Source organism: Nocardia rosealba, assembly GCF_020216065.1.
Taxonomy (GTDB): Bacteria; Actinomycetota; Actinomycetes; order Mycobacteriales; family Mycobacteriaceae; genus Nocardia; species Nocardia rosealba.
This window is the reverse complement of the sequence record NZ_JAIWNA010000001.1, coordinates 285,514-304,419: the sequence shown is the minus strand read 5'-3', so window position 1 is coordinate 304,419 and position 18,906 is coordinate 285,514. Positions and strand designations below refer to the sequence as shown.

23 protein-coding genes are annotated in these 18,906 nt (G+C 67.6%); 5 read left to right on the top strand and 18 right to left on the bottom strand.

The window, feature by feature from the left end; translation table 11 throughout:
• Nucleotides 1–60: 60 nt before the first annotated feature.
• Nucleotides 61–1,086 (top strand): HAD family hydrolase, encoded by a 1,026-nt coding sequence (locus LDL21_RS01435; protein ID WP_372462125.1) that lies wholly within the window; start codon nt 61–63, stop codon nt 1,084–1,086.
• Here LDL21_RS01435 and LDL21_RS01430 read toward each other — a convergent pair whose 3' ends face one another.
• From LDL21_RS01430 to LDL21_RS01390, 9 genes are all read right to left on the bottom strand, one after another.
• A complete protein-coding gene (locus LDL21_RS01430) occupies nt 1,087–2,103 on the bottom strand; it encodes a lysophospholipid acyltransferase family protein (protein ID WP_225278503.1) in 1,017 nt (338 codons plus the stop codon).
• Nucleotides 2,100–3,134 (bottom strand): NAD-dependent epimerase/dehydratase family protein, encoded by a 1,035-nt coding sequence (locus LDL21_RS01425; protein ID WP_225279202.1) that lies wholly within the window; start codon nt 3,132–3,134, stop codon nt 2,100–2,102. The genes LDL21_RS01430 and LDL21_RS01425 overlap by 4 nt, the downstream gene beginning before the upstream one ends.
• Before the next feature lie 203 nt (nt 3,135–3,337).
• The gene (locus LDL21_RS01420; protein WP_003402602.1) at nt 3,338–3,439 is read right to left on the bottom strand and encodes a 30S ribosomal protein bS22; all 102 of its coding nucleotides are present in this window, start codon (nt 3,437–3,439) and stop codon (nt 3,338–3,340) included.
• 190 nt (nt 3,440–3,629) lie between these two features.
• The gene (locus LDL21_RS01415) at nt 3,630–3,893 is read right to left on the bottom strand and encodes a helix-turn-helix domain-containing protein (RefSeq protein WP_225278502.1); all 264 of its coding nucleotides are present in this window, start codon (nt 3,891–3,893) and stop codon (nt 3,630–3,632) included.
• Between the two features lie 162 nt (nt 3,894–4,055).
• A complete protein-coding gene (gene proC, locus LDL21_RS01410) occupies nt 4,056–4,874 on the bottom strand; it encodes a pyrroline-5-carboxylate reductase (RefSeq protein WP_225278501.1) in 819 nt (272 codons plus the stop codon).
• A 34-nt stretch (nt 4,875–4,908) separates the two neighbouring features.
• Complete coding sequence (locus LDL21_RS01405; protein ID WP_225278500.1) at nt 4,909–5,772, bottom strand: thioesterase family protein; 864 nt, start codon at nt 5,770–5,772, stop codon at nt 4,909–4,911.
• An 82-nt stretch (nt 5,773–5,854) separates the two neighbouring features.
• The gene (locus LDL21_RS01400) at nt 5,855–6,712 is read right to left on the bottom strand and encodes a sugar phosphate isomerase/epimerase family protein (RefSeq protein WP_225279201.1); all 858 of its coding nucleotides are present in this window, start codon (nt 6,710–6,712) and stop codon (nt 5,855–5,857) included.
• Between the two features lie 31 nt (nt 6,713–6,743).
• On the bottom strand, nt 6,744–8,456 hold the full coding sequence (locus LDL21_RS01395) for an Rv0497 family membrane protein (RefSeq protein WP_225278499.1): 1,713 nt from the start codon (nt 8,454–8,456) through the stop codon (nt 6,744–6,746).
• A complete protein-coding gene (locus LDL21_RS01390; protein ID WP_225278498.1) occupies nt 8,446–9,432 on the bottom strand; it encodes a Ppx/GppA family phosphatase in 987 nt (328 codons plus the stop codon). The genes LDL21_RS01395 and LDL21_RS01390 overlap by 11 nt, the downstream gene beginning before the upstream one ends.
• A 120-nt stretch (nt 9,433–9,552) precedes the next feature.
• Between LDL21_RS01390 and LDL21_RS01385 the strand changes: the two genes are divergently transcribed.
• Nucleotides 9,553–10,362, top strand: coding sequence for a DUF3109 family protein (locus LDL21_RS01385; protein WP_372462147.1), 810 nt, complete (start codon nt 9,553–9,555; stop codon nt 10,360–10,362).
• 64 nt (nt 10,363–10,426) lie between these two features.
• Nucleotides 10,427–10,756 (top strand): hypothetical protein, encoded by a 330-nt coding sequence (locus LDL21_RS01380; RefSeq protein WP_225278496.1) that lies wholly within the window; start codon nt 10,427–10,429, stop codon nt 10,754–10,756.
• A gap of 47 nt (nt 10,757–10,803) precedes the next feature.
• Here LDL21_RS01380 and LDL21_RS01375 read toward each other — a convergent pair whose 3' ends face one another.
• The 3 genes from LDL21_RS01375 to LDL21_RS01365 form a co-directional block, all read right to left on the bottom strand.
• On the bottom strand, nt 10,804–11,493 hold the full coding sequence (locus tag LDL21_RS01375; protein WP_067484899.1) for a winged helix-turn-helix domain-containing protein: 690 nt from the start codon (nt 11,491–11,493) through the stop codon (nt 10,804–10,806).
• Nucleotides 11,490–12,728 (bottom strand): sensor histidine kinase, encoded by a 1,239-nt coding sequence (locus LDL21_RS01370; protein ID WP_225278495.1) that lies wholly within the window; start codon nt 12,726–12,728, stop codon nt 11,490–11,492. The genes LDL21_RS01375 and LDL21_RS01370 overlap by 4 nt, the downstream gene beginning before the upstream one ends.
• A gap of 131 nt (nt 12,729–12,859) precedes the next feature.
• The gene (locus tag LDL21_RS01365) at nt 12,860–13,234 is read right to left on the bottom strand and encodes a winged helix-turn-helix transcriptional regulator (RefSeq protein ID WP_225278494.1); all 375 of its coding nucleotides are present in this window, start codon (nt 13,232–13,234) and stop codon (nt 12,860–12,862) included.
• A 104-nt stretch (nt 13,235–13,338) separates the two neighbouring features.
• On the opposite strand from LDL21_RS01365, the gene LDL21_RS01360 reads away from it, so the two are divergent.
• The gene (locus tag LDL21_RS01360; RefSeq protein ID WP_225278493.1) at nt 13,339–14,022 is read left to right on the top strand and encodes an NADPH-dependent F420 reductase; all 684 of its coding nucleotides are present in this window, start codon (nt 13,339–13,341) and stop codon (nt 14,020–14,022) included.
• A 30-nt stretch (nt 14,023–14,052) separates the two neighbouring features.
• Here LDL21_RS01360 and LDL21_RS01355 read toward each other — a convergent pair whose 3' ends face one another.
• The 6 genes from LDL21_RS01355 to LDL21_RS01330 all read right to left on the bottom strand — a co-directional run bounded on the left by LDL21_RS01355 (nt 14,053) and on the right by LDL21_RS01330 (nt 18,396).
• Entirely contained in the window at nt 14,053–14,808 is a 756-nt protein-coding gene (locus LDL21_RS01355; RefSeq protein WP_225279200.1) for a class I SAM-dependent methyltransferase, read from the bottom strand.
• A gap of 15 nt (nt 14,809–14,823) precedes the next feature.
• Nucleotides 14,824–15,171 (bottom strand): DoxX family protein, encoded by a 348-nt coding sequence (locus LDL21_RS01350; RefSeq protein WP_225278492.1) that lies wholly within the window; start codon nt 15,169–15,171, stop codon nt 14,824–14,826.
• A 187-nt stretch (nt 15,172–15,358) separates the two neighbouring features.
• Nucleotides 15,359–16,063, bottom strand: coding sequence for an ESX secretion-associated protein EspG (locus tag LDL21_RS01345; protein WP_225278491.1), 705 nt, complete (start codon nt 16,061–16,063; stop codon nt 15,359–15,361).
• Nucleotides 16,060–17,409: a hypothetical protein gene (locus LDL21_RS01340; protein WP_225278490.1), complete on the bottom strand. Its 1,350-nt coding sequence runs from the start codon at nt 17,407–17,409 to the stop codon at nt 16,060–16,062. The genes LDL21_RS01345 and LDL21_RS01340 overlap by 4 nt, the downstream gene beginning before the upstream one ends.
• 2 nt (nt 17,410–17,411) lie before the next feature.
• Complete coding sequence (locus LDL21_RS01335) at nt 17,412–18,032, bottom strand: DUF3558 domain-containing protein (protein ID WP_225278489.1); 621 nt, start codon at nt 18,030–18,032, stop codon at nt 17,412–17,414.
• Nucleotides 18,033–18,039: 7 nt separating this feature from the next.
• Complete coding sequence (locus LDL21_RS01330) at nt 18,040–18,396, bottom strand: hypothetical protein (RefSeq protein ID WP_225278488.1); 357 nt, start codon at nt 18,394–18,396, stop codon at nt 18,040–18,042.
• Between the two features lie 189 nt (nt 18,397–18,585).
• On the opposite strand from LDL21_RS01330, the gene LDL21_RS01325 reads away from it, so the two are divergent.
• Nucleotides 18,586–18,906 carry a hypothetical protein gene (locus LDL21_RS01325; RefSeq protein WP_067641924.1) on the top strand — a complete coding sequence of 107 codons (321 nt, stop codon included), beginning with the start codon at nt 18,586–18,588 and terminating at the stop codon, nt 18,904–18,906.

The following is an 18,906-nucleotide window of genomic DNA, read 5'->3' as shown; positions in this document are numbered from 1 at the left end:
ACGGCATGTCGGCGAATCCGGTTACTGTGGACATGTTCGCGCGACTAGCGGAGGGTACTGGTGCCGGAACGTTCGAAGGTGACTAGGGCCGGATTCGTCGCAGGGCGATTCGGCGAGTTCCCTGCGCGGTGGCAGCCCAGCCGCCTCGGCCAGGAACTGCAGGAACAGTTCGCGCGGCTGCCGCGCAGCCCGTTCGGGCCGAGCGAGGAGGAGCTGCGCGCGAATCTGGCCGGTGAGGCCAGTGCCGATGCCGCCCTCACCCTGCACGATGCCGAACTGGCCGAACAGGGCACCGACGCCGGCCCCGAGGTGCCGCGCGACCTCACCGCCGCCGCGTTCTTCGATGTCGACAACACCCTCGTGCAGGGCGCCTCGATCGTGCATTTCGCGCGTGGCCTGGCGGCCCGCAAGTATTTCAAGACGTCCGATCTGGTCGACGTCGCCTGGAAACAGGTGAAATTCCGGGTCACCGGCAAGGAGAACTCCTCCGATATGGCCTCGGGCCGGGAGAAGGCGCTCAGCTTCATCGCCGGTCGGCCCACCGCCGAGCTGGCGATGCTCGGTGAGGAGATCTACGACGAGATCATCGCCGACAAGATCTGGCCGGGCACCCGTGCGCTCGCGCAGATGCATCTGGACGCGGGTCAGCAGGTGTGGCTGGTGACCGCGACCCCGGTGGAGCTGGCGAATGTGATCGCCAAGCGGCTCGGCCTCACCGGTGCGCTCGGCACCGTCGCCGAGAGCGTCGACGGCAAGTTCACCGGTCGCCTGGTCGGCGACATCCTGCACGGCCTCGGCAAGGCCCACGCCGTGCGCACCCTCGCGATTCGTGAGGGCCTGAATCTCAAGCGGTGTACCGCGTACTCCGACAGCCACAACGACGTGCCCATGCTGTCGCTGGTCGGCACGGCCGTGGCAATCAACCCCGACTCGGATCTGCGTGAAGTGGCCAAGAACCGGGGCTGGGAGATTCGCGACTTCCGCACCGGGCGCAAGGCCGCCAAGATCGGCGTACCGACCGCGCTCGCGCTCGGCGCGGCGGGCGGTGCGGTCGCGGCGGCGGTCGCCCGCCACCGCGAGAAATAGCTAGCCGAGAACCGGGTTCCTGCGCTTGGCCAGCAGCTTGTACAGGGTCTGCTGGATGGTTTCGCGCACCTGGTCGGTGACCTCGAACATCGTCATCGGGTCGTCGGCTTCCTCCGGTTCGAAGGCGGTGGTCGCGATCGGCTCACCGAACTCGATGTACCACTTCGACGGCACGGGGACGGCACCGAGCAGACCGAAGTGCGGGAACAACGGGGTCACCGGGAAGTACGGCAGGCCGAGCAGCCGGGCGAGGGGCTTGATGTCGGCCAGCTTCGGGTAGATCTCCTCGGAGCCGACGATCGACACCGGGATGATCGGCACACCGGTGCGCACCGCCGCCGACACGAATCCACCGCGACCGAAACGCTGCAGCTTGTACCGGTCGGCGTAGTTCTTGCCGACACCCTTGAAGCCCTCGGGGAACACCCCGGCGATGTGCCCGGAGCGCAGCAGCCGTTCGGCATCGGGATGGCAGGCGAGAGTGTGCCCGGCCTTGCGGGCGAGCGCACCGAAGACCGGCAGCTCGAACACCAGGTCGGCGGCCAGCAGGCGCAGCGCGCGGCGGGCCGGATGCTTGTCGTGCACGGCCAGCTGCAGCATGAGCCCGTCGAGCGGAACCGTGCCCGCGTGGTTGGCGACGAGCAGCGCGCCGCCGGTGGCGGGAATGTTCTCGATCCCGGAAACCTCCACCCGGAACCAATATTCCGACAGCGGCCGCAGGGCGGGCAGGATCACCGATTCGAGCAGGTGCTTGTCGTAGCCGAATTCGTCGATCTGGTAGTCACCGGTGAGCCTGCGCCGCGCGAATTCCGCGGTGCTCTCGATCTGCTTGCCGAGTGCGTCGCGCAGGGTTTCCGTCAGCGACTTCGGCGGCCGCGTCGGCATGCCCGGCCGATGATCGCTCAGGGCGGTGACGGGGGTGGGTTGAACCGGAACCTCCGGTTTACGCCGGGACGACGGCCGGTGTCGGGTCTCGACATTCACGTCGAGACGAATGACTTTCGCTCCTTCGTTCATGTGTGCGCTCCTGAACCGGCCCCGATGAGGCCGAGCAGTTTGTGTTCCGCGGCGTCGATCCATGCCGGATCGAAGACGGGCCGCAACGCTGCGCCCGCGATGAAGTCGTCGAATGCCTGGACCGTCGTCCAGCGCGGGGTGAATCCGAGTTCGGTTCGCATGCGGGTGGTGTCGAGACCGCAACCGAAGTAGAAGTAGTCGGGTTGTTCCCCGCTGAAACCGCGCATGACCGGGCCCATCAGGCTCCGGCCGACGGTGCGGAAAACAAAGAGAGGTACCGGGGCGGCGATCCGCCCGGCCCGGCGGATGGCCTGCGACATCGCCAGCGCACCGTCTCCGGCCACATTGACGGTACCACCGTGGGCACGCGAGGCGGCGTGTACGAGTACCGCCACAGCGTCCTCCTCGTGCAGCAACTGCATCCGGGCTTCGCGCCCGAGCACGGTCGGGGTGATCGGCGACCGCAGATATTGCACGCCACTGTCGGCCAGCCGGGGACCGACGATGGGAGCGAGCCGCAGAATCGACGCCGACATATCGGGCCTGCGCCGCGCCATCGCGCGCACGAGCGCCTCGATATCGATCATGTCGCGGGCGAACCAACCGGCCGGTGGCGTGCGCGCACCCATTTCCTCGGTGAATTTCGCCGGATCCTTGGCGCTGCAGCCGTAAACGGCCGACGACGAACGCACCACCACACTGCGAACCGATTGCGCCTTCTGGCACACCGCGAGCAGCTGCATCGACCCGAGCACATTCAGGTCTTTCATCACCGCGCGACCGCCGCGCGCCGGTGGGCGGGTGAGCAGGGCCGCGTGGACGACCGTATCGACGTTGTTGTTCTCGACGACCTTGCGGATCAGCGGATTCCTGATGTCGGCGCGCACGAATTCGGTACGGCCCAGGCGACGGCGCACCTCGCGACCGGGCGGCATGGTGTCCACCGCGATGACCCGTTCGACACCGGGATCGGCGGCGAACCGGGACGCGATCTTGCTACCGAAGTAGCGGCTGGCACCGGTCACCAGCACGACTTTCGGTTCATGACGTTCCCGCGTATCGGAACCCGGACCTGACCCCACTCAAAGCCCCCTGCTTCTCATGATTTCCGCGTACCAGAGTAGCCGCATTCGCGCCACCCGCCGACACGATCTGGCAGCTTTTAACAAGGCCGACCCGTAATCGCGAGAGCCCGTCACCTCGAAAGGTGACGGGCTCTCGCGGGCACGCAGGCTTACTTGCCGAGTTTGCGCCGCTGAACACGTGTGCGGCGAAGCAGCTTGCGGTGCTTCTTCTTCGACATACGCTTGCGGCGCTTCTTGATCACAGAACCCATAGGGTTTCCTCGCGTTCTCTCTACTCGGCATGCACACGCGGTGTCGCGTGCGTCGTCTGGTGCCCGCGCCGCCGGGGCGCACCGGACACCACGAAGCGGTGCCACCGGCAGGCGGACACGAACCGATTGTCCATGCTACCGGGACACCAGAGCAGCGACGAAACCGCCCTTTCAAGCTGGCCGGGCTATCTCATCCGGCGTCGAAGTACGACGTCTCCAGGTAGTCGTGCACCGCCTTCGCGTGCACCCGGAACGAGCGTCCGACCCGCACCGCGGGCAGTTCACCCGAGTGCACGAGCCGGTACACCGTCATCTTCGACACCCGCATGAGATCGGCGACTTCGGCGACGGTGAGAAACTGTGTGCCACCGCCGATCACCGGTTGCGGAGTGGCACCGACTCGTGGAGCGGGTGACCCCGATCCACCGCCGGACGCCGGTGAATTACTGGACATTCTGTTCGCAGACATCATGGCACCATTGACCTCCGGCACGTCCGCGCCGCCGGCTTCCCCACCGGCGGAACAGACACGCACGTGCTTCTACGAGCTTAGCGGTGCCAGTGGGATTACTGCGACGGGTGTGAGAAATCGGTTATCACGCCGGGCGACCGCGCGTCATTCGCTGGACGCGCCCTGTTCCACGGATCGACGCTTGGCGGCCTGCAATGCCTCCATGAAAGTGGAGCGAATCGCACCGCGTTCGAGTTCGCGCAATGCCGCGGCCGTCGTGCCGCCGGGCGAGGTGACCGCCGCGCGCAGATCGACGGCGTTCTGCCCGCTCTCGTCGATGAGCGCGGCCGAGCCGATCATGGTCTGCACGACCAGTTCGGTGGCGACCTCGCGGGTGAGGCCGAGGCCCACACCGGCGTCGATCATGGCCTCGACGACGAGGAAGAAGTACGCCGGACCCGACCCGGAGACCGCGGTGACGGCGTCCATCTGCGTCTCCGGCACCGTGACGACCTTGCCGACGGCCTCGAGCATCTCACCGACCACTTCGAGCTGCTCGGGCTTGGCGTAGCGGCCGGGCGCCTGCACGGACATGCCCTGACCGACCAGCATCGGGGTGTTGGACATGACCCGCACCACGGCGAAGCCGGCCGGTAGCTTCGACTCCAGGTGACCGGTGGTGATGCCCGCGGCCAGCGAGACAAGTACCTGATCGCTGCCGCTGTCGAGGTCGGCCTTGGACAGGTCGGCGAGTACCGAGTCGACCACGTTCGGCTTCACCGCGATGACGACGATGTCGGCGCCCACGACGGCGTCGGCGGTCGACCCGGTGACCCGCACCTTGAACCGCTCGGCGAGCTGGGCGGCCCGTGGGGCGAGGGTCTCGACGACGACCAGATCCTTGGGCGCCCGACCGGCTTCCAGCAATCCGGCGACCAGCGCCTCACCGATCCGCCCACCACCGACAACAGCAATTCTCGTCATGCGGCCAAGGTTAGTGGTGGTGCGGCCGCGATTGTTACTTGGCGGGGATCAGTGCCAGTTGGCGGCTCTGAGCGACCACCGCACCGGTGGAGTCGAGGACCAGTTGGTCCTCGTCGAACATGCGCTCGCCGACTTCGCGGGAGGTGGCGATGACGCGCAGCCAGCCGGGCGCCGGGACACGGCGCAGGTAGGTGGTCATCTGGACCGTCGGCGACCAGCCGAAGTGCCCGAGGTTCATCGGCACCGGCGGGCTCATGTCGGCGGCCATCATCGCGAAGGCTGCGCGGACCAGGGGGTCGGCTTCGTCGCCGTCGAAGGGGCGGATCCACAGTCGCAGCCGGGGATCACCGGTCTCACCGCGCAGGAATTCGCCCCAGGTGGGGTCGAGCAGGACATGCGCGCCCTGGCTGACGTGCACGATCTTGCCCATCGGCGAGTCCGGGGTGTAGCGGAGCGCGGTGTCGGTGGGTTCGGCGGGCATGTCGCTGTCGGGGCCGCTCCAGCGGGTGGCGGTGGCGTCGAGGTGACCGAAGGTGAACGCGGTGCGCACCAGGGTGCGGTCGTGCTGGATCAGCTCGGCGTCGACCAGGCAGATCTGGCGGCCCTTCTTGCGGATGTGCACCGCGTACTCGACCTTGCCGGGATCGGGGGCGCCGAGGAAGTCGGAGCTGGCCGCGATGGGCGCCATGCGGGCGTAGGAGGCGTCTGCCTCGGTGAGCCATCGCGTCGCCGCGGCGGCGCTGGCGGCCACCATGGTGCCGCCGTGCACCTTGGGGCCGATGGTCCAGGTGGGGTCGATGACACCGGCGTAGCGGCCGGTTTCGGCATCGGTGGTGGTGAGCTCGGTCAGGTCGATGACCTGACTGAACGGCGCGTCGGTCGCGAGTTCTCGCGTCATCGTCACTCCTGGTCGCGGTGCACTTTCGTACAGCGTACAAGCATGGTGCGGCTAGGCATATTCCCGCGTTCGCCGCGATGGTTTACGGCAGGTCGGCGTGGCGGGGATGCGGGTCGGGCGTGGCACCGGTGAGGTGACGGCGCGCGAATTCGAGCGTGCGCGCCAGCAGGGCCGAACGGGCGGCCGTGGTCCGCGCGTTCTGGGTGTTGATCTCGGCGACGGCGTGACCGCGAAAACCCGTGTGCACCAGGTGCTCACACAGTTGCGCGCACGGCTGGGTGCCGTCGCCGGGGACCAGGTGCTCGTCGTGGGCGGCACCGCGGCCGTCGGCCAGGTGCAGATGCACCAGGCCCTCCCCCATCCGCCGGGCCAGCTCGAGCGCGTCGGTACCCGCCGTCGCGGTGTGCGACAGGTCGAGGGTGTAGTGGTCGAAACCGGTATCGGTCGGGTCATAGGACGGGCTGAACGCGCTCACCGCGCGCCCTGGCCCCGCGCGACGTTCCAGCCTGCGCACCGCACCCTCACGGAACAGGGTGTCGGCCCGCATCGGGAACATGTTCTCCACCGCCACCTTCACCGGGTGGTGCGCCTCGAGCTCACCGACCTGCTCGGCGAACCCCCTGGCGTAGCGGCGCTGCCAGCGAAACGGCGGATGCACGACCACGGTGTCGGCACCGAGCGCCTCGGCCGCGCGCACACTGCGTTCCAGCTTCGCCACGGGGTCGGCGCCCCAGACCCGTTGGGAGATCAGCAGACACGGCGCGTGCACCGCGAGCACCCGGACGCCGTAGCGCTTGGCATAGGACTGCACGGTGTCGATGTTCTGACTGGCCGGTTCGGCCCACACCATCAATTCGATTCCGTCGTAACCCAATTCGGCGGCATAGCGGAACGCCGCCTGGGTGTTCTCCGGATAAACCGACGCCGTCGACAGCCCGATCTCGATGTTCCCCACGGCCCACTCCCTGTATTCAGCTGGTACTGAGGAGGAAGGCTAGCGGTCCGAGCGTCACGAAGACGCCGACGATGACGGCGATCACCGTGCTGAAGATGTCGTCGGTGCGGCGCAGCACCCGGACCAGCGCGACCAGACCGAGGATCACCACCATCGCCAGCGCCAGCGCCACCCAGGGCAGCGTCTCCCACATCGTCTCGAAACCCTTGAACAGCAACATGCCCGCAACGGCCGCACCAAAACTCTGCGCACCGAGCATCATCCATTCGCGGCGATGATCGTCGGCGGGCGCCTTGGCAGTGAATCGGGAGATCCGGCCACCCGAGGCCGACCGGTTGCGCGACGACGCGACCCGGCTCTTGGCACGGGACCTCGCGCGACCCGCCACCTTGGCCGCGGCGGCCTTGGTCGCGGCGCGCCTGCTCGCCCGGCTCGGTTTCGGCTCGGGCTCGTAGTCGTCGTCCTCGTACTCGTCGTAGTCGCCGTAGTCGGTGTCGGAGTAGTCGTTGTCGGCGTAATCGCGGTCGGTGTAGTCGGATTCGGCGTAGTCGTCGGTCGCCGGTTCCACGCCGCCGAGGCGATACACCTCGGTGCGCGCGTCGGCGGTGGCGTCGATCTCGGCGCGCTGACGCAGCAGATCGCCGGCCACCGAGTCACCGGCGAGCAGCGGCTGTTCCTGGCTGATCGGCGACCAGGCCGCCGTCGGGACACCGCCGCTTTCGGGCGCCTGATCCTGCGCGGGGCGGTGCCTGCGGGCCGACCACGACGGCAGACCGCCGCCCTTGCCCGCATCGCGTCTGCGCTCGAGCGACGGGCGCGGATCGGCGGGGGCCTCGGGTGCGGGGCTGTAGGCCTGCGTCGGCTGCGGGTAACCGTTCGGCGCCGGATACCCGCCGTCCCTGCCGTTGAAAGCCTGCGGCTCGTAGGCAGGCGGTTCGTAGGGTGTCGGCTCGACGCTCGGGTGGTTCTCGAATCCGAGATCCGGGAAGGCGTTGAAGCCGGGGGTCTGGCCGGGACGACCCATGAACGCGCGGGGCGCGTCGATCCCCGACTCGTGCAGCGAGGCCGCGTACCCGCTCGCGGCGGGCGGTTCGGCGGCTTCCTCCGCTGCCTCGGCGGCGCGGCGGCGCGCGGCGCGGCCACCGGTGACGGGTGGTGCGGTCGGCGCGGTCGGTTCCGGGTACTGGGGTTCATCGTCGGCCTTGCGGCGACGGCCACCGCCGACGGCGGGCAACGCACCGGAGCCGAACATCTCGGCGATACCGGGGTCGACGGGTTGCGCCGTCCCGCCGGGCACACCGAGCCTGCCGTTCTGGCGGGTGTCGCGGGCTTCGGCACGGAAGGGGCCGAACGGATCGGAGCCGGACCGGGACGCGGTGGGCGCGAGGGGGTCCGCGGTCGGATCGAGGCGGGTGATCGGGCCGGAGATCGGCGAGTACGCCGGTTCGGCGGGGCCGGGCGGCGGATACGGCGCGGGCTGTTGGCTCGCGGGCGGTTCGTAGCTCGGCGGTTCGTAGCTCGGCGGTTCGGGCGGTGTCTCGGTGGGCGCGGCGTGTGAGCGGCCACCCGTCCGGACCACCGCGTTCTCACCCGTCAGGTCGGTGACCGAGACCCCACGACCGCTGCGGCGCCGCCTGCCGCCACCGGAGGACGGCGGCGACCCGCCCTGCGCACCGTTGCGCGCGAGCAGTTCGGCTACCGAGAGCTGTTTGGAATCCTCACCACTCATGCTGTCTCCCTACCGGTTCCACCGGCGGCATCGCCACCGGGCCACCCCCGTTGGGTTCGGTATCGAGTTTGCGCAGGATCAGCCCTTCGCGCAGCGCCCAAGGACAGATCTCGATGCTGTCGAGCGATAACGCCCGCATACTCGCCTCCGCGACCAAAGCCCCGGCCACCAATTGCTGGGACCGGTCCGAACTCACACCTTCCAGTTCCGCGCGATCCGATGCGGTCATCCGGGAGATGAACGCGATCAGCTGGCGCAGACCGGAGCTGGTCAGTGTACGGCGCACCCGTGGGCCCGCGGCCGAGGGTGCCGCTCCCGTGAGCCTGGCCAGCGAGCGGAACGTCTTCGACGTGCCGACGGCGAGATCGGGTTTGCCCGCTTCGATCAGGGTTTTGGAGGGGACGACGAGTTCGGCCTCCAGCCAGTCACGCAGGACCGCGATCTTGCGCTTGCCCGGCGGATCGTCGCGTAACCACTCCCTGGTCAACCTGCCCGCGCCGAGCTGCAGCGACAGAGCCACATCGGGCTCCTCGTCGCCGCCGTTGGACATCTCGAGCGAACCGCCGCCGATGTCGAGGTTGAGGATGCGCCCGGCGCTCCAGCCGAACCAGCGGCGCACCGCGAGGAACGTCAGCCGCGCCTCGTCCTCGCCCGAGAGGACCCGCAGATCGACCCCCGTGCTCGCCCGCACCCGGGTGAGCACTTCCTCGGAATTGGTGGCCTCACGCAGGGCCGATGTGGCGAACGGCATCAGTTCCACGCACTTGGCCTTGCGGGCCAGATCGGCGAATTCGGCGATGGTCGTGATGAGCCGCGCCTCGCCCGCCTCGGTGATCCGCCCGTCGCCGTCCATGTTCTCCGACAGGCGCAATGCCGCCTTCGACGAGCTCATGGGCATCGGGTGTCCACCACGATGCGCGTCCACCACCAGCAGGTGAACGGTATTGCTTCCGACATCGAGAACACCTAGCCGCACTCCGAATACGGTACTTGGTGATCCGGGAGTACAGGGCAGGCGACTGAACTGTTAGCGTCAGAACTTGTGACCGAAGGCGAAGGCCCCATCGCGCAGACCGGGCTCCGACCTGGGCGGAAGATCGATCCGGCCCCGGAAGTCGAGCTGGATTTCCCGCGCGAGTGGATCGAGTTCACCGACCCAGCAAACGACGAGCACCAGATCGTCGCCGACCTCACGTGGCTGCTGTCGCGCTGGTCGTGCGTGTTCGGCACCCCCGCCTGCCAGGGGATCATCGCCGAACGCCCCGACGACGGGTGCTGTTCGCACGGCGCCTTCCTCGCCGACAAGGACGACCGCAAGCGCCTCGCGGGCGCTGTGAAACAGCTCACACCGCAGGACTGGCAGCTGATGGGCGAGGCCACCGAGAACGGCAAAGTCGTCAAGAAGGGTTACCTCGAACTCGACGAACTCGAGGACGAACCCGCCCTGCGCACCCGCCGTTTCGACGGTGCCTGCATCTTCCTCAACCGCCCCGGTTTCGCCGCGGGCGCCGGCTGCGCGCTGCACATCATGGCCGTGCGCAAGGGCATCGAACCGCTCGAGGTGAAGCCGGACGTGTGCTGGCAGCTGCCGATCCGGCGGACACAGGACTGGGTGGAGCGCCCCGACGGCGAGCAGATCCTGCGCACCGTCGTCACCGAGTACGACCGCCGAGGCTGGGGCCCCGGCGGCCTCGACCTCGACTGGTACTGCACCGGCTCCCCCGACGCCCACGTCGGCGCGAAACCGGTCTGGCAGTCTTACGCTCCGGAACTGCGCGAACTCCTCGGCGCCCCCGCCTACGAGGAACTGGCCAAGTTGTGCCGCCGCCGCGAGGGCCTCGGCCTGATCGCGGTGCACCCCGCCACGGTCGAAGCCGAACGCCTGCACGGCCCGCATCCCGCCTGAGCCGAGGGTCCGGTTCACCTGCCCGCAATCGCCGCGTCATCGAGGTCGGGTTGGATCGCTGCTCATGTCCAAGAAAGCGCTCTACCTCGCGACCCTGACGATCGGCGCCACCCTGTCCATGACCGGCCTCGCCCACGCCGAGCCGAACGGTGACCCGGCCGAGTACGCCGACTTCACCTCGAGCTTCGTGAGCTACACCGACCCCGCGGCCATCGACGCGGCGAAGAACGGCAAGTACATCATCGCCAGCACCCAGGGCACCTCGACCACCATCGCCTGCCGTGGCAACGGCGCCGACGTGGAGATCTACGACTGCATGCAGGAAGACGCCTACGGCTGGGTTCCGTTGAAGAAGATGGACACCCCGCTGGGCGTCGTGTGGAGCGCCATCTGACACGCACGACGAAACCCGGCATCGCCTCGGATGCCGGGTCTCGTCGCTCAGGCCTCGAGCTTGTAACCCAACCCGCGCACGGTCACCAGGTGCTCCGGTTTCGCCGGGTCGGCTTCGATCTTCGAGCGCAGGCGCTTCACATGCACGTCGAGGGTCTTGGTGTCGCCCACGTAGTCCGCGCCCCACACCCGGTCGATCAGCTGCCCACGGGTCAGCACGCGGCCCGAGTTGCGCAGCAGGTATTCGAGGAGGTCGAACTCCTTCAGGGGCAGCGTGACCTGTCCGCCGTTGACGTGCACCGTGTGCCGGTCCACATCCATGCGCACCGGCCCGGCCTCGAGCACACCGTTCTCGCTGCCGGAGTCGAGTTCGTCGCCCGCACCGCGACGCAGCACCGCGCGAATGCGGGCGATGAGCTCGCGCGCCGAGTACGGCTTGGTGACGTAGTCGTCGGCGCCGAGCTCGAGGCCGACCACCTTGTCGATCTCGCTGTCGCGCGCGGTCACCATGATGACCGGCACGCCGCTGCGGGTCCGCAGCTGTTTGCACACGTCGGTGCCGCTCATGCCGGGGAGCATGAGGTCGAGCAGGACGATATCGGCGCCGGAGCGGTCGAATTCGGCCAGCGCGGACGGCCCGTCACCGGCGATGGTGACGTCGAAGCCTTCCTTGCGCAGCAGGAACGCCAGCGGATCGGCCAGCGACTCCTCGTCTTCGACGATCAACACACTCGTCATCTGCGTGCCTCCACACCGTTCGTTCGTCCAGCGGGATTGCGCTGGGCGATGGTTTCTCTCGTGGCGAGCTCGGGCGCCTGCCCCGCGTCCTCGTCCCCATCGGTTTCCAGATGGGCGGGGATGCGCAGGGTGAACGTCGAGCCGGTGCCCAGTTTGCTCCACAGGGTGATCTCACCGTTGTGGTTGGCCGCCACGTGTTTGACGATGGCCAGGCCGAGCCCGGTACCGCCGGTCGATCGGGAGCGGGCCTTGTCGGAGCGGAAGAACCGCTCGAACACCCGTTCCTGGTCTTCTTTCGCGATGCCGATGCCACGGTCGGTGACGGCCATCGCGACGTGATCGCCGCGCAGCGACCGGCTCACCGACACGTGCGAGCCCTGCGGCGAGTACGCGATGGCGTTCTCCACCAGGTTCGACAGCGCGGTGACCAGCAGCGTTTCGTCGCCGAGCACTTCCAGCCCGCTGGGCCGGTCGGTGCTGACGGTGATGCCCGCGGCTTCGGCGGCGGTGCGCGAGCGGTCGACGGCCTGCTGCACCACCGTGTCGACATCGACAACGGCCAGGTCGGGCAGTTTCTCCGCCCCCTGCAACCGCGACAGCGCGATCAGTTCGGTGACCATCTTCCCGAGGCGCCTGGATTCGGCGAGCACGCGGGACCCGAAGTGCCGAACGGCGTCGGGGTCGTCGGCGGATTCGAGCATGGCCTCGGCGAGCAGGCTCATCGCGCCGACCGGCGTCTTGAGCTCGTGGCTGACGTTGGCGACGAAATCGCGCCTGGTCGCCTCCATGCGCGCCTGTTCGGAGTCGTCGTCGGCGAACAGCACGACGAAACTGGTCTCTTCACGCGAGAGCTTGCGTGCGATGCCGCGCACCGCGATCCGGCCGCGACCGGGTAGCGGGTTCTTCGCGGTGAGGTCGAACTCGGCGGATTCACCGGTGGCGAGGACTTTCTCGACCGCCGACCAGGCGCGTTCGTCGAGGAGCCGGTTGCGGACCAGGCCGAGTTCCTCGGCACGCGGGTTGACCAGCACCACATCGCGGTATTCGTCGACCACGGCGATGCCGCTCTCGGAGGCGAGCACGATGAGGTCGAGCACCTGCGACATGGTGAGCCCGGTGTCCTCCTGGGTCCGTGCCGCCTGCCTGGCATTGACGTAGGGGATCAGCAGGCCCCCGACTGCCAGTCCGACGACAGCCGCGAGGACTGCCAACAGCACGGCCTGCGGAACGCTCACGTTATTGATCGTACGAGTGCACACCGACTTACCGGCGCCGGGTGGGGTGAAGTTTCGCGCAGGTCACGGGCACTTGGGGTGGTGTTCGTCCGCCGTTCACCCAGCGGGCACTCAGTGGGCCGCCGGGCGTGTCAAACGTCGATTTCGCCGTAGAGCGCGGCGCTCACGTCGGCCCCGTGCGCGTCGACCCATGCGCCCAGCGCATGAATCGGCACGAGCAGATCGCGACCGGATTCGGTGAGTTCGTATTCCACCCGTGGCGGCGCTTCGGCGAACCGACGCCTGCGTACGAGCGTCATCCGCTCCATCCGCCGCAGGGTCTGCGTCAGCATCTTCTGGCTGATGCCGCCGATGCCCGCCAGAAGTTCGCTGTGACGTTGCGGACCATCCCTGAGCATGTACACCACCACCGGCAACCACCGGTTGCCGAACAGATCGACGCCGAGCCTGGCCGGACAGTCGGCCTCGAATTCGCCGTAGGGAGCGAATCGGATCGGCTCATTCATGTGTCCAGTTTGGCAGCGTCGTTAGGCACCCGGAGGTGCCTAACGCAATCCCTAGCGTCTGTTGTGCCGGTGCCGCTCGGCATCGACGGATCACGGGAGTTGTCATGCGAATCGGAATCATCGGGGCAGGGTCGATGGCGGCCGCGCTCGGCGGCGGCTGGGCCCATGTCGGCCACGAGTTGCTCATCGGCGCCCGCTCGGCACGCTCGGCACGCGACCTCGCCGACACCATCAACGCCGGCAGCGAACCCAGACACCGGGTCGGTGCGGCCACGATCGCCGAGGCGATCGACTTCGCGGAGGTGGTGCTGCTCGCGGTTCCGGTAGCCGCGCTGACCGAACTGCTCGACGACCACAGCGAGCGGTTGGCCGACCGTGTCGTCATCGATTGCACGAATGCGTTCCAGCCCGACGAGTCGGCGCCCGACGGCGCGACCGCCTTCGTCCTCGGCGAGCCGGCGGTAGCCGAGCGGATCGCGTCCCGCGCCACGCGTGCCCGAGTGGTCAAGGCCTTCAATCTGCTCGCCGCCGAGGTGTGGGCGGGCGAGGACCGCGTCTTCGACGGTGTTCGACTGGCAGTCCCGTTCTGCGGCGACGACGAGACAGCGATGCGAATCGTTGCGGATCTCGCGGAAGACCTTGCGCTGCAACCATTTCCCGCAGGCGGCCTGCATCGCGCCAGGTACCTCGAGGCAACGGCGGTCTTCACGGTCGGTCTCTGGTTCGACGGACTGGACGCCCGCGCCGCCATACCTCCGCTGACTGCCGCTTTCGCCGTCGCCGATTGATGAACGGCCTGTCGCCCACCCGGATCGTTGTCAGGGTTTGGTCGCCTCGATCAGGGTGCGGCTGGAGTGTGCGATGAAGGGTCCTTCTCGCCGGATCTGTTCGTGCAGTTCGCGAAGCCGGTCGCGGTAGTTCTCGATCGTGAATCCGGGGACCATCCAGATCACTTTGCGCAGGAAGTAGACGACGGCACCGATGTCGTCGAATTCCATGCGGAGACGTTCGGTGCGCTGGTCGACGATCCGCAGTCCGGCCGCGCGGGCGGCGGCGGCTTCGTCATCGGGATGGCGCGCCCGGCGGGCCTGCGGTTGTGGCCCGAGGAAGTATTCGACCAGTTCGAACGCACTCGCGGGCCCGACGTGCTGAGCCAGGTAAGTGCCGCCCGGTCGTAGCACGCGGGCGATCTCGTCCCACCACACGGTGGCCGGGTGGCGCGCGGTGACCAGATCGAAAGCGTTGTCGGCGAACGGAAGTGGCGGCTCGTCCGGTGTGGCGACAATGACGACGCCCCGCGGGTGGAGCAGCGCGGTGGCCGCGGCGACGTTCGGCGGCCACGATTCGGTGGCGACCATGGTCGGCGGGAACCGGTCGACCCCGGCCAGCACTTCCCCACCGCCGGTCTGGATATCCAACGCGGCGGCCACGGTCGCCAGCCGAGCACCGAGCAACCGCTGATACCCCCAGGACGGACGTTCCTCGCTCGCCCGGCCCTCCAGCCAGGAGAAGTCCCACCCGGCCACCGACACCGAGTCCGCTTCCTCGATCAACTCCTCGAATGTCCGCATGATCCTCACCCTGCCAGGTCAGGCGGCGAACCCGAGCCCCAACGCCACCGCGACAGGCACCAGGTACAACACCGGAAACGCCACCGTCTTGTACGACCGCGCCCGCAATACCGTCACCACCGCACCGGTGAAATAAAGGATCAGCCCGACACCCGCGGCCACCCCGACCACCGGCACCCACAACCCCACCACCAACCCGACCGCCCCCGCCGCCTTCGCCACCCCCAACGGCGTCCACCAACTCTCCGGAACCCCGTAATCAACCAGCGGGTCCACCACGAACGGTGCCCGCCGCAACAACGAGAACGCCGAGAACCCGACCCAGAGCGCGGCGACAACGGTAACGACGACGTAGGCGATCTCCATGACTCAACTCCTTGCCCTGCCGCGCTTTTCGCGGCGTTCACAGAGTCGACGACACAGCCACAGGCAGTGTGACATCGCCTCATTGCAGGCGAGACCACGGTTGTACCGAGAGGTCACTACGCCGTCACTGCACTGACCGACGATCAGGATTCGACCGGCGAGCGCGGCCGACGATATTGCGCCTGGGTCAGCCGGTATGCACACCGATCGATGCAGCAGCCTCGATCGCGTCGATCACACGCTGCTTGCCGGCCGGTTCGATGTGCAGGTCCTGGTACCGGCGGTAAGAGAGATAACGGCCGTCGTCGAACACGTCGAGCCAGGTGAGGTAGGAGGTGGGACCGGGCCGGCTGGACTGCAATCCGGTTCTGATTTCGATCCGGCCACCGGCCGCCCGTTTCGCCTCGGTGAGCCGATGCATGCGGGCGGCGACGGAATCCGGTGGGCGCTGCCAGGATTCGAAATGTGTGGCCAGCCGGTCGACATCCTCGACCAGATGGCCGACCTGTCCAGCGGGCTGGTCACCGAGGAAGGCGGCGAACGCACGGTTGACCAGACCCGCACTACCGGAGAAGACCTCGACGCTGTGGTCTTCGTACTGGCGGATCACCACCCCTCGATCTCCCGTCCGCGCACCGTAGGCGCGCAGTCGGGGACCGGTTTCACTGAAGAGCGCCAGTGCAGTCTCGGGCCGTGCGGCATGCCGGAGTACCGCGCTCAGGTCCAGATCGGCATCGACGGGCCAGCGTTGCGCGGCGGCCGCGGCAAGCTGCTCGTACGCGCTTTCCGTCGCGGCGGCCGAATATACGGTGAGCGGGAACGGATAACGATCGTCGCCCGTCTCCCGCAACCACACATGCGCGAATTCGTCGGGGGTGAACAGCCAGCTCATGCGTTTCCGGACTCCTGTTCCGGCAGGCGGGTCGCCGGGGCGTCGGCGCCGATGGCCTGGGGCACCGCATGCTGCTCGTCACCCAGCAGTTCGGGTTGAACACCACGCAGGTAGTCGGGCGCTTTGTGCTCGTCCTCGTCGTCCTTACCGCCGCCACGCGCGCCCGGCGCACCCATCATGCCGGGGCTCATCCCGCGTCCACTCGATCCCGCCGCACCCGAAGAACCTGCGGCGCCGGGGTTTTGGCCGGCTACTACCGGGCCGCGACCAGCCAAGGCACCACCCGGTGCCGGTGTACCGCTACCCGGCGTCGAACCGCCCGGTGACCCACCTCCCGGCGAACCACCACCCGGTGAACTACCGCCTGGCGATCCGGTACCCGGCGAGCCAGCGCCAGGGGTCGTCGCGGAGGGCGTGGTCGAGGATGGATCGGTACTCGCCGGATTGGTGGTGCTGTTCTGCCCTTGCGAGTCGTCGGTACCGCTGCTGTCGTCGTCATCGGTACCGGCACTGGATGTTTCGTCGTCCGTGGTCGTGCCGGGCTGGTTCGGGTCCTCGGTGGTCGCGGTGTCGCCCGCATCGCCCGGGCCGGTGCCACCGCCACCGGCACCACCATTGTTCGATCCGCCACCGCCGGAGCCAGGATCACCCGTTCCGTCGCCCGGCTGGCTCGGCGCAACGAAGGCGGGCACGGATTCACCAGCCGGACCATAGGTCGGCTTGTAGGTCGAATTCATCGCCGCGATCGCCTGCAACCGCCGGTCTTCCTTCTCCCGCGCGGTGGTGGCTGCTGTGTCGGGAAGTATGAATTCGGTAAGGGTCGCCGGCATCGAAGTGCTACTGGAGGCAGGCGCATCCGTAGACGAAACCGGAGCAGGCACAGCGATTTTCACTGCCTCTGCACCGTAGGCGGCTGCCTTCACGCGGCGACCGACCACCGACAATACCGTGTACACGTCCGTGACGTCGGTGATGAACCGCCGTCCCGCAGCCTCCCCCGCCGAGGCGAACGCACCATCCAGACTCGAGGTTGCCCGAGCTGTCTGAATCATCAACCCGGTCACCGCACCCGAGATCTCCGTGAACATCTCGACCCACTTGTCACCGAACTGCTGCATCACTCCTGGCTGCATCTTCTGCACCGCGTCATAGATGTCCTGGTGCGAAAGACCTTCGAACACTTCGAAGTCCGCGATGTACTTCGGATCGGTCCCCCCATGACTCATCGACTCCTGCTGCTTCTCAGCACCCTGCTGCTGCCGCAGCCCGCTCACCGATTGCTCGAGCGGCAAGCCTGTCAGCTCCGAGATGTACTGATCCGGCGTACCGCCTCCCCCGTCCGCCATGCTCAGTTCTCCTTACCGATGGATTTCTCCACTACCGAGGCGATTTCCATGATGTTGGTGCAGGGATCGAGGTTCTGTCTTTGACCGAGGCTGAGACTGTGCTTCCGAACGAATACCACACCAGCCTTTGTCAGCAGGTGCACACTGCAGTCGTTTTCGCTGCCAGGCTCGCCGTCGACCAACCCTGCCTGGCGACCATTGACGGTCGTCGGCTCCAGCCATTCCCCATTCTTGTGGAGGTTCTCCTCCCAAGTGATATTGCCCGAGTCCACGCCGAGCGACACCGTATGATCCGCAGTACGAAAATCGCAGGTCAAGAAGGTGTATTCGGCCACCAGATCGTCTCCACGCTTCCGCGACCCCGGCTCGAACCCCATCGACTCGACCTCGGTGTCGCCGATCCATGTACACGGATCGAACACCACCCTCGGCCGCCCGGCCGATCGGGTGTACTGGTTGTCCTGTGACGGCGGCTGCAACTTCGGATCAGCCAAAGTCGGTCTAGCCGCCTGCGTAGGGACGCCGGCCGCAGACGACGCGGGGGCGCCAGGTTCTGTCGCCGTTCCGCACGCCGCCACTGCTACCGCCAGCAGGGCACCAGCAATAACGAATCCCGGTTTCATATCCGTCCTAGTTTCCAATTGCGCGCACCGCCGCAGCACCTAGCTCGTCCGCCTCAGCCAAGATGCCGGCCGCCTGTAGGTATCCATCAGCCATGCCCCTCGCCGCCAAAGCCATCTGCTCAAGCACTTGTTTGGCCGCCATCGCCTTATCCGCAAACCCTTGTTGCAGGTCCAGCGACGATTTCAACCCCCCGAAGCCGCTGATCTTCTCCAATCGCAGGGCGGCATCAGACCACCCATCGCACATCACCGCAAACCGCAGGTACGCCTGAGCCACCTCCCGAGCAGCATCCGGCTCCATCCGCAACTGCCCCGACGACGAAGCGTTCCACAACTGCGCCGCAGCTTCCCCACCGATCGCCATAGATTCCCTCCCCACATCCGGCCGGTCGCACGCAGTCTAACGCCCGCCCAGGCTATCCGACATCATGGCGATCTCCACCGTTCGTCACCGCGGCTCGAGACCCGGCAGAGAATCCGGATGGAACCATCTGCTGTTACCTTGCGTCCAAGAGGTGTGTGAAGGTTCTGCAGAAAACGGGGGAGGCGGTTCATGGCGCTCGAAGTCAGTCCTGACAGCTTGCGACAGGCCGCCGCAGCCCTCGCCCTCCTCCCCAACGACATCGAGAATGCGAAGAAGCTGGGGGCGGCGCCGGTGGCCGCAGCGCTCAGGGGCTCAGCGGTCGGCTCTGCTCTCGGTGGCTCCGACTCCCGGAGCAAGACGGCGAAAGATGTGCTGAAGGCACGATTCAACCACCTGTCGGGCCTGATGGCCCTGTCGGCGAACAAATACGAGGGCACCGATGCGGATGCGGCACGGCGCTTGGCCGCAGTTGCCGACTTGAACTCCGGCAACGCCCACGAGGGGAAGTGA

Bases quoted from the DNA above. Each gene is read 5' to 3' on its own strand.
- LDL21_RS01380 (WP_225278496.1), top strand. From the start codon at position 10,427: ATGTCCAAGAAAGCGCTCTACCTCGCGACCCTGACGATCGGCGCCACC.
- LDL21_RS01340 (WP_225278490.1), bottom strand. From the start codon at position 17,409: ATGGCGGACGGGGGAGGCGGTACGCCGGATCAGTACATCTCGGAGCTG.
- LDL21_RS01335 (WP_225278489.1), bottom strand. From the start codon at position 18,032: ATGAAACCGGGATTCGTTATTGCTGGTGCCCTGCTGGCGGTAGCAGTG.
- LDL21_RS01360 (WP_225278493.1), top strand. From the start codon at position 13,339: ATGCGAATCGGAATCATCGGGGCAGGGTCGATGGCGGCCGCGCTCGGC.
- LDL21_RS01405 (WP_225278500.1), bottom strand. From the start codon at position 5,772: ATGACGCGAGAACTCGCGACCGACGCGCCGTTCAGTCAGGTCATCGAC.
- LDL21_RS01375 (WP_067484899.1), bottom strand. From the start codon at position 11,493: ATGACGAGTGTGTTGATCGTCGAAGACGAGGAGTCGCTGGCCGATCCG.
- LDL21_RS01350 (WP_225278492.1), bottom strand. From the start codon at position 15,171: ATGGAGATCGCCTACGTCGTCGTTACCGTTGTCGCCGCGCTCTGGGTC.
- LDL21_RS01365 (WP_225278494.1), bottom strand. From the start codon at position 13,234: ATGAATGAGCCGATCCGATTCGCTCCCTACGGCGAATTCGAGGCCGAC.
- LDL21_RS01420 (WP_003402602.1), bottom strand. From the start codon at position 3,439: ATGGGTTCTGTGATCAAGAAGCGCCGCAAGCGTATGTCGAAGAAGAAG.
- LDL21_RS01330 (WP_225278488.1), bottom strand. From the start codon at position 18,396: ATGGCGATCGGTGGGGAAGCTGCGGCGCAGTTGTGGAACGCTTCGTCG.
- LDL21_RS01395 (WP_225278499.1), bottom strand. From the start codon at position 8,456: ATGAGTGGTGAGGATTCCAAACAGCTCTCGGTAGCCGAACTGCTCGCG.
- LDL21_RS01345 (WP_225278491.1), bottom strand. From the start codon at position 16,063: ATGAGCTGGCTGTTCACCCCCGACGAATTCGCGCATGTGTGGTTGCGG.
- LDL21_RS01325 (WP_067641924.1), top strand. From the start codon at position 18,586: ATGGCGCTCGAAGTCAGTCCTGACAGCTTGCGACAGGCCGCCGCAGCC.
- LDL21_RS01415 (WP_225278502.1), bottom strand. From the start codon at position 3,893: ATGTCCAGTAATTCACCGGCGTCCGGCGGTGGATCGGGGTCACCCGCT.
- proC (WP_225278501.1), bottom strand. From the start codon at position 4,874: ATGACGAGAATTGCTGTTGTCGGTGGTGGGCGGATCGGTGAGGCGCTG.
- LDL21_RS01430 (WP_225278503.1), bottom strand. From the start codon at position 2,103: ATGAACGAAGGAGCGAAAGTCATTCGTCTCGACGTGAATGTCGAGACC.